At 46.8% G+C, this 12,465-nt stretch carries 12 protein-coding genes; 8 read left to right on the top strand and 4 right to left on the bottom strand.

Annotation, left to right across the window (positions count from 1 at the left end; all coding sequences use genetic code 11):
* The first annotated feature begins 132 nt into the window (after positions 1 to 132).
* Positions 133 to 486 (top strand): hypothetical protein, encoded by a 354-nt coding sequence (locus NQ546_RS00160; RefSeq protein WP_004288423.1) that lies wholly within the window; start codon positions 133 to 135, stop codon positions 484 to 486.
* Between the two features lie 88 nt (positions 487 to 574).
* Here the strand turns inward: NQ546_RS00160 and NQ546_RS00165 are convergent, their stop codons facing one another.
* The gene (locus NQ546_RS00165) at positions 575 to 1,699 is read right to left on the bottom strand and encodes a DUF2027 domain-containing protein (protein WP_004288422.1); all 1,125 of its coding nucleotides are present in this window, start codon (positions 1,697 to 1,699) and stop codon (positions 575 to 577) included.
* A gap of 378 nt (positions 1,700 to 2,077) precedes the next feature.
* Here NQ546_RS00165 and NQ546_RS00170 point away from each other — a divergent pair, with 378 nt between their 5' ends.
* Together NQ546_RS00170 and NQ546_RS00175 are read left to right on the top strand one after the other, a co-directional pair.
* Positions 2,078 to 3,307, top strand: coding sequence for an S-adenosylmethionine:tRNA ribosyltransferase-isomerase (locus NQ546_RS00170; protein ID WP_004288420.1), 1,230 nt, complete (start codon positions 2,078 to 2,080; stop codon positions 3,305 to 3,307).
* Between the two features lie 4 nt (positions 3,308 to 3,311).
* Positions 3,312 to 3,815 carry an NUDIX hydrolase gene (locus NQ546_RS00175; protein WP_004288418.1) on the top strand — a complete coding sequence of 168 codons (504 nt, stop codon included), beginning with the start codon at positions 3,312 to 3,314 and terminating at the stop codon, positions 3,813 to 3,815.
* A 140-nt stretch (positions 3,816 to 3,955) separates the two neighbouring features.
* Here NQ546_RS00175 and glmM read toward each other — a convergent pair whose 3' ends face one another.
* Together glmM and NQ546_RS00185 are read right to left on the bottom strand one after the other, a co-directional pair.
* Positions 3,956 to 5,344, bottom strand: a complete 1,389-nt coding sequence (gene glmM, locus NQ546_RS00180; protein WP_004288417.1) for a phosphoglucosamine mutase — start codon at positions 5,342 to 5,344, stop codon at positions 3,956 to 3,958.
* A gap of 26 nt (positions 5,345 to 5,370) precedes the next feature.
* Positions 5,371 to 5,991: a DUF4827 domain-containing protein gene (locus NQ546_RS00185; RefSeq protein ID WP_004288416.1), complete on the bottom strand. Its 621-nt coding sequence runs from the start codon at positions 5,989 to 5,991 to the stop codon at positions 5,371 to 5,373.
* A 661-nt stretch (positions 5,992 to 6,652) separates the two neighbouring features.
* Between NQ546_RS00185 and NQ546_RS00190 the strand changes: the two genes are divergently transcribed.
* The 4 genes from NQ546_RS00190 to NQ546_RS00205 all read left to right on the top strand — a co-directional run bounded on the left by NQ546_RS00190 (position 6,653) and on the right by NQ546_RS00205 (position 10,867).
* A complete protein-coding gene (locus NQ546_RS00190; RefSeq protein ID WP_004288415.1) occupies positions 6,653 to 7,585 on the top strand; it encodes an aldo/keto reductase in 933 nt (310 codons plus the stop codon).
* A 12-nt stretch (positions 7,586 to 7,597) separates the two neighbouring features.
* The gene (locus NQ546_RS00195; RefSeq protein WP_004288414.1) at positions 7,598 to 8,521 is read left to right on the top strand and encodes an amidohydrolase family protein; all 924 of its coding nucleotides are present in this window, start codon (positions 7,598 to 7,600) and stop codon (positions 8,519 to 8,521) included.
* A gap of 14 nt (positions 8,522 to 8,535) precedes the next feature.
* Positions 8,536 to 9,789: an L-fucose:H+ symporter permease gene (gene fucP, locus NQ546_RS00200; protein ID WP_004288413.1), complete on the top strand. Its 1,254-nt coding sequence runs from the start codon at positions 8,536 to 8,538 to the stop codon at positions 9,787 to 9,789.
* A gap of 61 nt (positions 9,790 to 9,850) precedes the next feature.
* Complete coding sequence (locus NQ546_RS00205) at positions 9,851 to 10,867, top strand: zinc-binding alcohol dehydrogenase family protein (RefSeq protein ID WP_004288412.1); 1,017 nt, start codon at positions 9,851 to 9,853, stop codon at positions 10,865 to 10,867.
* Positions 10,868 to 10,955: 88 nt separating this feature from the next.
* Here the strand turns inward: NQ546_RS00205 and NQ546_RS00210 are convergent, their stop codons facing one another.
* Positions 10,956 to 11,813 carry an AraC family transcriptional regulator gene (locus NQ546_RS00210; protein WP_004288411.1) on the bottom strand — a complete coding sequence of 286 codons (858 nt, stop codon included), beginning with the start codon at positions 11,811 to 11,813 and terminating at the stop codon, positions 10,956 to 10,958.
* Positions 11,814 to 12,034: 221 nt separating this feature from the next.
* Between NQ546_RS00210 and NQ546_RS00215 the strand changes: the two genes are divergently transcribed.
* Entirely contained in the window at positions 12,035 to 12,445 is a 411-nt protein-coding gene (locus NQ546_RS00215) for an L-rhamnose mutarotase (RefSeq protein WP_004288410.1), read from the top strand.
* The last annotated feature ends 20 nt before the right edge of the window (positions 12,446 to 12,465 follow it).

Here is a 12,465-nt window from a genome sequence, read left to right on the forward strand (position 1 = left end):
CATTTTTGTGTTATAAAACATATTCCTATATTTGCACAGGTAAAAAGAAAAGCTAAACCAAAATTAGTTTTCAGTAGGTATTAGCTTTATATTAGATTAGTTTTTAGGTATAACGATTAAAAAGTAGGTATTATGAAACGTTTAGGATTAACATTAGTGGCAGCAGTATGCCTGACTGCCGGTGCATTTGCAGCAGGAAACCAGCCTACAACTGCAAAATGGGAAGGTAACATCAACGTAAACAAACTGGGTAAATATCTGAATTTGTCTGCCAATCAGCAGGAAGAAGTTACAAACATTTGCGACTACTTCAACGAACAGATGTCACGTGCCGCAAGTTCAAAGAAAAGTCAGGAAAAGTTAGTACGCAATGCAGTGTACGGCAACTTGAAATTGATGAAAAAGACTTTGAGCGAGAAGCAATATGCTGATTATGCAAAAGTGCTGAATGTTACGTTGCAAAACAAAGGAATTGAAGTGAAATAACACTCACTTCTTCCTCTAAATGCAGGAAATGTATAAAAAAAGATAAGTGAGGGGGTGCTGAATATGATATTCAGCGCCCCTCTTTTTTTTATTTTATAGTAACCATCGTTGCTCCGAAACCATACTCCTGAAAAGAAGCATCTTGCGTTTTGCAAGCCGAATATTTCCGTTTCATCTCATCCAACAATGCCTTGCGGAGTACGCCGTCTCCCTTTCCATGAATAAAGACGATGCGCTGCTCACGTTTATTCTTGTACTGTTCCATTACTTCACGAAACTTGTCCAACTGGTAGTTCAGCATCTCCCTATTGCTCATGCCATGCGTATCATCCAGCAACTCACCGATGTGCAAATCCACTTCGATAATCTCATTTTTCCCTCCCCGCTTAACGATAGTCCGGGGGGCGGAAGGATGTTCCACTGTTTTCTTTTTCATCAGGGCATCCTGCAAATCCTCGGCCGAGACATAGACCTGCTTGGCGGGAAGATCATTCTTCACCACATCGTACATCAGCGCCGGAGTCTCAAAGAAATCAGTCTGCCGGAAAGTATGCAGTTTATAGAACTTCACCGTATCAATACGAATCTCCACATTGACAGCCGGCTTCATGGCAAAAGCACGATTATCCTTGAAAGCGACCAACTGCACAGCCACGTGCTCCCTGTCATTCAGTTCCGACTTCTCGAATTCCTCCAACAGGAACTTCGTATTCGGTTCCAACAGTCCATGAGAACGGGTAGTCCACGATTTACCCTCAGCACTCAAATACGTATAATACATATAATAATTGCTATCGTTCACCAGATAAGCCTCGAACGGGGTAGTGCTCACCGCTTTGATATCTTCCGGAACAAATGCAAGATATACATTCAGCACATCGCCGCCTTTCACTTCCGGTTGCCGATAAACGGACACCTGCGGCTTCACCGGATGCTCTGCTTTCCACCCGGAACCAAGAGCGGAAGAGGATGCTTCCGTTGTTGCGGCATCCGTACGCGCCGCCGATTGATTCTCCAATCTTTTCTTGGCAGCCCTGGCAGCCGGAGTGGGAACATTATAGTCGTCCGTTTCAATCACCACACACTCACGCACCGGCATCGGAATGTCAAAGCCGTCGGCATCTTCCACCAATACAATGTCTTTTTCCTGAAATCCCGTCACAACACCGCCGCCTACTTCGCTGAGGAAGCGCACTTTATCTCCGATTTTCATAATCTCCTATATCTGTTTTTCATTATACATTATCCGGAGGATGCCTCAAAACCATGACAGGCACACTGTCGCGGCGTCCTCTGTTATCTCTCGCAAAGTTAGGAATTATTTAATGATTACACGCAAACATACTTTTTTTGTATTGCAAAGTTTTCATTCTTGCTACGCAGTCTAAGAATCAAAGCTTTATTCGTAGGAATTAAAGTTCTGTTTCTAAGAATTAAACTTTAATTCCTACGAATAAAGCTTTGATTTTAAGACTTCATAGTAACCCGGCAAACTATCCGGGCGCTTCGGCTGAACAATCATTAATTGTCCGCTCATTATCCGAATCTTGCCAAATATCCGTACCTTTGCAGTCTCTAATTCAAGAAAGATATGAAAGAAGATCCCAGACATATTAGAATCAGCGAATTCAATTACCCGCTGCCGGATGAACGCATCGCCAAATTCCCGCTGCCGGTGCGCGACCAGTCCAAGCTGCTGTTATACCGGCATGGCGAGGTTTCCGAAGATGTGTTCACATCCCTGCCCGACTACCTGCCGGCAGACAGCCTGATGATTTTCAATAACACCAAAGTCATCCAGGCACGCCTGCATTTCCACAAAGAGACGGGAGCACTCATCGAGGTGTTCTGTCTCGAACCTATCCGTCCCAATGACTATGCCCTCAATTTCCAGCAAACGGAACATGCCGCCTGGCTTTGCATGATAGGAAATCTGAAGAAATGGAAAGAAGGAGTGCTGAAACGTGAGATGGTCGTAAAAGGCAAGCCGCTTACGCTGACCGCCGAGCGCGGGGCCTGCCATGGAACCAGCCATTGGGTGGATTTCCGCTGGAACAATCCGGAAATAACATTTGCCGATATTCTCGAAGTGTTCGGAGAACTGCCCATCCCCCCCTACCTGAACCGGGAGACGCAGGAGAGTGACAAGGAGACCTACCAGACCGTTTACTCCAAAATTAAAGGCTCGGTGGCCGCCCCGACAGCCGGACTGCACTTCACGCCACGCGTTCTGGACGCCTTGCGCAAGAAAGGTGTGGAACTGGAAGAACTGACCCTGCACGTAGGGGCCGGAACCTTCAAGCCGGTCAAAAGTGAAGAGATAGAAGGGCACGAGATGCACACAGAATACATATCCGTCAGCCGCAACACGCTGGAAAAGCTGATAGCCCATGAGGGAAAAGCCGTTGCAGTGGGAACGACCTCCGTACGTACTCTGGAGAGCCTCTACCACATAGGCGTCACTCTTTTAAACAGTCCCGACGCCACAGAAGAGGAATTGCACGTAAAGCAATGGCAACCCTATGAGCTGACTCCCGAAATGGCGTCCGTTTCGCCCGTCGATGCCCTGCAAGCGATTGTGGCCTACCTCAACCGGCACAATATGGAAACCCTGCACACCAGCACGCAAATCATCATTGCCCCGGGGTACGAATATAAAATCGTAAAAGCCATAGTGACCAACTTCCACCAGCCGCAAAGCACATTGCTGCTGCTTGTCTCGGCATTCCTGCGCGGAGACTGGCGAAAGATTTACGACTATGCGCTCGCTCATGACTTCCGGTTCTTGAGCTACGGCGACTCATCCTTATTAATACCCTAACAAAATGAACAGTGACAATAATCAGGAAATGTTTCCCCTTGTCGATGAACAAGGAAACATCATAGGCGCAGCCACCCGCGGCGAGTGCCACAGCGGAAGCAAACTTTTGCATCCCGTAGTACACCTGCATGTATTCAACTCACAAGGAGAATTATACCTGCAAAAACGTCCTGAATGGAAAGACATACAACCCGGCAAATGGGATACGTCAGTGGGCGGACACGTGGACTTAGGCGAAAGCGTGGAAATGGCATTGAAACGGGAAGTGCGTGAAGAGCTGGGAATCACCGGCTTCACCCCGGAAGCGGTCACCCGTTATGTATTTGAATCCGCACGCGAGAAAGAGCTTGTCTTTGTGCACAAAACCGTATATGACGGAGAGGTACGCCCCAGTGACGAACTGGACGGCGGACGCTTCTGGAGCATGGAGGAGATTAAAGAAAATATAGGCAAAGGGGTATTCACTCCCAACTTCGAGGGAGAGATAGAGAAAGTCGTCAAACTGTAAGAGCAAGGGAATATCTATGCCGGTTGCAAACCGCCTCGGCAAGCAGCCGCTGAAGGAGACACATGAAATAAAAAAAGAGGGGGCTGCGTCAAAATGAGACACAGCCCCCCTCCGTTATAATATATCTTTAAGCAACCGGCCTATTTCGCCAAGTCCTCAATTACTTTCATAATCTGCCGGCCGATCTCTTCGGCAGCCTCCGGTGTGGCAGCTTCACTATAAACACGAATAATCGGTTCGGTATTGCTCTTGCGCAAATGCACCCACTTGTCGGGGAAGTCAATCTTCACGCCGTCAATATCATTGATTTCTTCATTCTTATAGATTTCCTTTACTTTTGCGAGAATAGCATCAACGTCCGTCTCCGGTGTCAGATCTACGCGGTTCTTCGCCATGAAATAAGCCGGATAAGTGGCACGCAGCTCGCTTACCTTCTTGCCCTCATGCGCCAAATGGCTCAGGAAAAGCGCGATACCCACCAAAGCATCACGTCCGTAGTGGCTGGCAGGATAGATCACTCCGCCATTGCCTTCGCCACCGATGACGGCGCCCACTTCTTTCATCTTGGTGGTTACATTCACTTCGCCTACGGCAGAAGCATAATATTCCCGGCCGTATTTGCGGGTCACATCACGCAGTGCACGAGTGGAACTCAAATTGGAAACCGTATTGCCCGGAGTGTGCTTCAGCACATAGTCGGCTACGGTGACCAACGTATATTCTTCGCCATACATCTTGCCGTCTTCGCAAATCATGGCCAGACGGTCCACATCCGGATCAACGACAAAAGCTACATCGGCTTTACCGCCTTTCATCAGCTCCATAATGTCGCCCAAGTTCTTCTCCAAAGGTTCGGGATTATGCTGGAAGTTACCGGTGGGCTCGCAGTAGAGTTTTTCCACATGCTGCACTCCAAGTTGCTCCAACAGTTGCGGAAGAATGATTCCTCCGACAGAATTGACACAGTCAATGGCTACGCGGAAACCGGCTTTCCTGATGGCTTCCACATCCACCAAGTCGAGTGCCAGCACACTGTCGATATGTTTCTGATTATACGTCAGGTCTTTGCGATAGGAGCCGAGTTTATCCACTTCGGCAAAGTCAAAGGCTTCGGCCTCAGCGATACGGAGCACCTCATTCCCTTCCTCCTTATTCAGGAATTCCCCCTTTTCATTCAGGAGTTTCAAGGCATTCCATTGCTTGGGGTTGTGGGAAGCGGTCAGTATGATACCCCCGCTGGCTCCTTCCATGGTCACTGCCAATTCAGTGGTAGGAGTAGATGCCAGGTCGATGTCCACAACATCCCAGCCCATACCCATAAGAGTACCCACTACTACGTTCTTCACCATTTCGCCTGAGATGCGGGCATCGCGGCCCACTACGATTTTGTTGCTTTTTACGGTACACGTTTTACGGATAAGAGTGGCGTATGCCGAAGTGAATTTCACGATGTCGAGCGGATTCAATCCCTCGCCTGCACTGCCGCCAATGGTTCCGCGGATTCCAGAGATAGATTTGATTAGAGTCATAGGTTAATAATTTAAATTTTGGTTAGTTATTTCCAGATCTGATATTTCCGGATATCGTAATAATAAGGATAGACATACTGCATGGCCGTCTGGTGTCCCATTTTGGAAGGAACAATCAGTCGCACATGAGCCATATCACGAACATAGCTCAACGGCACGAGCCACCCTGCCGGAACGGCCGGCGAAGAGTAATAGGTCATCATATATCCTTGCAGGAAAGTCCCCGCAATGGATGATGAGGTCACCGTATAGCGGAACTCGTCTACCGTCTCTGCGGCAGCCAGATTGGACAATGTGGTGTCTTTGTCAAGAATGCTATATTCCATGAAGCGCACCAGCACCTGGTCGTTGCTCTTCACCGTATCAGCCTTGTTTTCCGATCCCTTATCAACAATCTGCATGTACACCCCGCTGGTGAGCTGCACATACTCATCCACAGCATCTCCCCTGTCCTTGCACTTTGTCGTGGAATCTTGCCCGTAGAACTCCGACTGCGAGATCACCTTTATGTTCCGGTCTTTGATAAAATCATTTATACCGTCTTTTTCCTCTTCCAGCATCTCTGCATAGGTTTTGCTGTTGTCACAGGCCTGAAAGCCCAAACTGAGTGCCAATAAGGACAAAAAGAATAAAGTAAGTTTCTTCATTTCTATTATTTAGTAATTTCGTAAAAATGTACGGCCCGGTTCACGTACAGATTATCTGCACACTCATAACGTTTATTTCAAACCGCACTTATGTAATCTGAGTTAAAACGTGGCAAAGATAATATTTCTTTTTTATCCGACGGTATTTCCTTACAAATTCTTCCCACAGTTTACAAAAGCTTAAATTTAGATTACAATTGATTGGCAAAAGTTACTTTTATTCACTATTCAACCCTCCACCGCCAACGCCGGACACTTCATCACAGAGAGAAGCGATGCAGATTATTACAGTCGTAATGGGAGCCTGTTTCAGTCGTATTGGGAATGCGGTTCGGTCGTATTGGGAACCCCTTTCACTTGTATTGGGAACATGGTTCCCTCGCATACTAAAGACAGCGGGAGTTATAGTCCCAGCATATGAAAAGTAGATGGGACTACCTTGCTACTGTCACACAAGCACTTAGCTTAGGATTAAAAACACAAGGAACGCTGTGCATCGCCTTCAGCTGGCAAGCCTACCGTTATCATGTCCCGAAAAAGGGCAGGCAGAGCAAGCGAACAACTATTTACGTAAACCATTACGTGCTTTTTCAGGAGTGTCCAAGGGCGACCCGGTTCATTTACTGCATACATTTGTCGCATAATCTTAAAACACAAAGTTATGCAATACCATGAAATTGGAAAAACAGGGATGAAAGTTTCTTCCCTCAGTTTCGGAGCTTCTTCTTTGGGAGGGGTTTTCCACGATATCAAAGAAAAAGAAGGCATCACAGCCGTATTCACAGCAATCGAATCAGGCATCAACTTCATCGATGTATCCCCTTACTACGGACACTACAAAGCCGAGACTGTTTTGGGAAAAGCCTTGAAAGACATTCCACGCGACCGCTACTATCTTTCAACCAAAGTGGGACGATACGGGAAAGACGGAGTCAATACCTGGGACTATTCCGCCAAACGCGCAACGGAAAGCGTCTACGAAAGCATGGAACGGCTGAACATCGACTTCATCGACCTGATTAACGTGCACGACATTGAGTTTGCCGACCTGAATCAGGTGGTCAGCGAAACCCTGCCGGCATTGGTGGAACTGCGTGAGAAAGGAGTCGTAGGGCATGTCGGCATCACAGATTTACAACTGGAGAATCTGAAATGGGTGATAGACCATTCCCCCGCCGGAACGGTGGAGTCCGTACTCAACTTCTGCCACTACTGCCTGTGCGATGACAAGTTGGTGGACTTTCTGGATTATTTCGAGGAAAAAGGAATCGGCATAATAAACGCTTCCCCACTCTCCATGGGACTACTGACCGAACGCGGCGCTCCTGCCTGGCATCCGGCTCCCAAGTCGTTGGCCGCCGCCTGCCGGAAAGCGGTGCAGCATTGCAAGGCAAAGAACTATCCGATAGAAAAGCTCGCCATGCAATTCTCCGTCAGCAACCCGCGTATAGCAACCACCCTGTTCAGCACCGCCAATCCTCAAAATGTGAAGAACAACATCGCATTCATCGAAGCTCCGATGGACGAGGAACTGGTGCGCGAAGTCAGAGAGATTATCGGAGACCAGCAACGGGTAAGTTGGGCAAACTCTTAATACAGGCTCATCATGAACTACACAATCATCGACGCACATGCCCACTTGTGGCTGCGACAGGACACAACAGTGGATGGCCTCCCCATTCGGACGCTGGAGAACGGCCGTTCCCTGTTCATGGGCGAAATACGCCAAATGCTTCCCCCTTTCATGGTGGACGGGGTGAACAGCGCAGAGGTTTTCCTCTCAAACATGGACTATGCGCAAGTATCCGCCGCAGTAATCACGCAAGAATTCATCGACGGCATACAAAATGACTATCTCAAGGAGGTTGCCACCCGCTATCCCGACCGCTTTTTCGTCTGCGGCATGTGCGAGTTCCGCAAGCCCGGCTATTTTAAACAAGCCGAACAGCTGATAGACAACAACTTCAAGGCCATCAAGATTCCTGCACACCGCCTGTTGCTCAAAGAGGGACGGGTGATGCTGAACTGCGAAGAAATGATGCAGATGTTCGGATTGATGGAAGAACGGAACATCATCCTGTCCATAGACCTCGCGGAAGGAAGCACCCAGATTGCCGAAATGGAGGAGATCATCGCACAATATCCCCGCCTGAAGATTGCAATCGGACACTTCGGCATGGTCACCCTGCCCGAATGGAAACAGCAGATCCTGCTGGCACGCCATCCCAACATAATGATCGAATCGGGCGGCATCACATGGCTTTTCAACGAAGAGTTCTATCCCTTCAAAGGAGCAGTGAAGGCCATCCGCGAAGCAGCCGACCTGGTAGGAATGGAGAAACTGATGTGGGGGTCGGACTATCCGCGCACGATTACCGCCATCACCTACAAAATGTCTTACGATTTCATCACGAAATCTCCCGAACTGACAGAGTCGGAGAAAGCCCTCTTCTTAGGAGAGAACGCCCGTAACTTTTACGGCTTCAGCAACTTGCGCACTCTGCCTTATATCAAGAACATGTCCGAGTAAATAAAAGTAATACCATGAAAAAAAATAAATACATCGTTCCACTCATACTGGTTTTCAGCCTCTTCTTCCTGTGGGCCATCAGCAGCAACCTGCTGCCTACCATGATCCGGCAATTGATGAAAACCTGCGAACTGAACACGTTCGAAGCATCGTTCACCGAAACCGCCTATTGGCTGGCCTATTTCATATTCCCCATACCGATTGCCATGTTTATGAAGAAATACAGCTACAAAGCCGGTATCATATTCGGACTGCTCCTGGCAGCAGGCGGCGGACTGCTCTTTTTCCCGGCAGCCATGCTGAAAGAATACTGGGCCTATCTCTGTATTTTCTTTATCATCGCCACCGGAATGTGCTTCCTCGAAACGGCTGCCAACCCATATGTAACCGCGTTGGGAGACCCGAAAACAGCCCCCCGCCGCCTGAACCTGGCACAGTCGTTCAACGGACTCGGAGCATTCATCTCCGCCATGTTCCTGAGCAAACTCATTCTCAGCGGAACGCATTACACGCGTGAGACGCTTCCAATGGATTATCCGGGCGGCTGGCAAGCCTATATACAGGTGGAAACAGACGCCATGAAATTCCCCTATCTGGTACTGGCCCTGTTACTGATTGCCATAGCCGTAATATTCGTGTTCTCCAAACTGCCGAAAATAGGCGACGAAGAGAACAAGGCAAACGCATCCGGGGAGAAACTGATTGACTTCGGAGTGTTGAAACATTCGCATCTGCGCTGGGGTGTCATCGCACAATTCTTCTATAACGGAGGACAGACGGCTATCAACAGTCTCTTTCTGGTGTACTGCTGCTCCTATGCCGGACTGGAGGAAGATACCGCCACCACATTCTTCGGGCTTTATATGCTCGCCTTCCTGCTGGGACGGTGGATCGGTACAGGACTCATGGTGAAATTCCGCCCTCAGGACATGTTGGCGGTCTATGCCGTAATCAACATCATATTATGCGGGGTGGTGGCTATCTTCGGCGGTATGGTAGGACTATATGCCATGTTGCTCATCTCCTTCTTCATGTCCATTATGTATCCCACACAGTTCTCGCTGGCACTTACCGGACTCGGCAACCAGACCAAAAGCGGTTCCGCCTTTCTGGTAATGTCCATCGTAGGCAACGCATGCCTGCCTCAGCTGACCGCCTACTTCATGCACGTAAATGAAGAGGTCTATCACCTGGCATATGTCATCCCTATGCTGTGCTTCGTATTCTGCGCATACTACGGATGGAAGAAATACAAGGTTGTTGACTGAAAAGTTAAGCAGTGTCTGATTATTACTTAATTACAGTGTCTAATTATTACTATATAATAAAATGAAAGCAGTTCAAATTACAGCCCCTTCTGAGATGAGGGTGGTTGAGGTAGAAAAACCGGCGGTAAGTGCCGGAGAAGTATTAGTAAAAATAAAATATGTGGGCTTTTGCGGCTCGGACCTGAATACATTTGCCGGACGCAACCCTATGGTAAAGCTCCCCGTCATTCCGGGACACGAAGTAGGCGCTATCATCGAAGAGGTGGGACCGGGCGTTCCCGCGGAATTAAAGAAAGGCATGAATGTGACCCTGAATCCCTACACCAACTGCGGAAAATGTGCTTCCTGCCGTTCGGGACGCGTCAATGCCTGCGAGCATAACGAAACACTGGGAGTACAGCGCAACGGAGTAATGTGCGAATACGCAGTATTGCCTTGGAGCAAAATTATCCCGGCAGGTGATATCACTCCTCGCGATTGTGCATTGATAGAGCCGATGAGCGTAGGCTTCCATGCCGTATCCAGAGGACAAATCACAGACAATGAGTATGTCATGGTTATCGGCTGCGGCATGATCGGCATCGGCGCCATTGTTCGCGCAGCTCTGAGGGGAGCAAAAGTCATCGCAGTGGACTTGGACAATGAAAAACTCGAACTCGCCAAAAGGGTGGGCGCTTCTTATGTCATCAACTCCAAAACAGAGAATGTGCACGAACGCATGCTGGACATAACAGAAGGTTTTGGCGCTGACGTAGTCATAGAAGCTGTCGGAAGCCCTGTGACATACGTAATGGCAGTGGATGAAGTCGCTTTCACAGGAAGGGTAGTCTGCATCGGTTATGCCAAAAGCGAAGTTGCTTTCCAGACTAAGTACTTCGTCCAAAAGGAGATTGATATTCGCGGTTCACGCAATGCATTGCCGGCAGACTTCCGCGCAGTAATCAACTATATGAAATCGGGCAACTGTCCGATAGAGGAACTGATTTCCAAAATTGTATCTCCCGAAAACGCATTGAATGCAATGGAAGAATGGGCAGCAGCCCCCGGAAAGGTGTTCCGGATATTGGTTCAATTATAATCTGTTCAAATGAAATCCCTTGATTTACTTTTCCGTATGCAAACAGAAAGTTAAATCAAGGGATTGAAATATTTTTTGAAGGAGCCGGCTATTGATATGAATACCGGTACTGCTGTGGAGTTACTCCTGTAATTTTCTTGAACAGGCGATTAAAATATGAATAGTCCTCAAAGGCCAGACTATATGCAATTTCCTTAACCGTCAGAGTTTCTGTTACTAAAATCAATTGAGCCTTCTCTATCTTTCTCTGATTGATATATTGCAAAGGTGGAATTCCTGTTTCTTTTTTAAACAAACGAATAAAATGGTCTTTTGACAAACAGGACTTCGCAACCAATGCGTCCAAATCAATATTCTCATGAATATGTTGGCGTATATAAAAAACTGCTTTCCTAATTCTTTGATCTTTAATTTCCACTTTACTCTGTGCTTGTCTAAAGAAATGAGACAGTAACTGGAATACGATACCACGCGACTCTATTTTATCATAGAACGTACGCTGCTTATTTACCAACAGATTTTTCATCAGAGTGGGATTATTATCATAAGTAACCGGATCGGACTGTTTCAAGCTCATGTGCGAGTTAATCTCACATAACCGTTCAAACAAAAAATAGTCCAACTTACTTGCCTGAATTTCAAATGGAATATCTAACTGATCTAACCAATTTTCATCCAAATGGTATTCTTCATAAATATGCAGATAGTAATGAACAAAATGAGAATCACAGATATTACTGTGTTTCGTAAAAGCCGGAATAAAATACATATATCCGGGAGACAAAACGTGTACACCGTCTGGAAGTTCTATCCTCGCCGTTCCAGCCTCAACATAATACAGCCGGGTAAACGGACTACTGACATTCTTCCAATTCCAGTCTGCGTCATGAACAGCCTTTCCCACATTCAGGACCAATGGATGTAATTGTTCTACTTGCAAATTCATATTCTTCAACGTATTAGCCACCTCAAAAATAGGATTTTATAAACGTTCCTGCAAATTATATTATTTACACATCTTTGAAATACTATAATAATCGGTTTCGTCCTATAATAAAAATACTAGATATACAAAGTTATCGTTTTTGTCGCATAATACAATCTTTAGTCCTATCTTTATTATTATAACATCGTTAATTTTGCTTCAAATTAAATCAATGAAAAAAGATGGCAGAGAAGAAGACCAAAGAAGCTATTCAAACCAATTACGGTTATTGCATGCATCCTTATGACATTCCTACAAAACGTTATTGTCAGACTTTGGACCTAAAAGATAATCCGGAACTAATAGCAGAATACCGAAAACGTCACAGCAAAGAGGAACACTGGCCGGAAATCCGCAAGGAAATTCGAGAAACAGGAATTCTGGAGATGGAAATTTACATATTCAAGAATCATCTGTTCATGATCGTAGAAACACCTTTGGATTTTGATTGGGATACAGCAATGAAACGCCTGTCTACACTCCCCCATCAGGCTAAATGGGAAGAGTATATGTCGTGTTTCCAAATCTGTGAGCCTGATGCCAATGCTAGTGAAAAATGGAAACGGATGGAACGGATGTTCTATTTATACTGATATCTTTATTGAATAAACCA

This window comes from Bacteroides eggerthii (assembly GCF_025146565.1).
In the GTDB taxonomy this organism is placed as follows: Bacteria; Bacteroidota; Bacteroidia; order Bacteroidales; family Bacteroidaceae; genus Bacteroides; species Bacteroides eggerthii.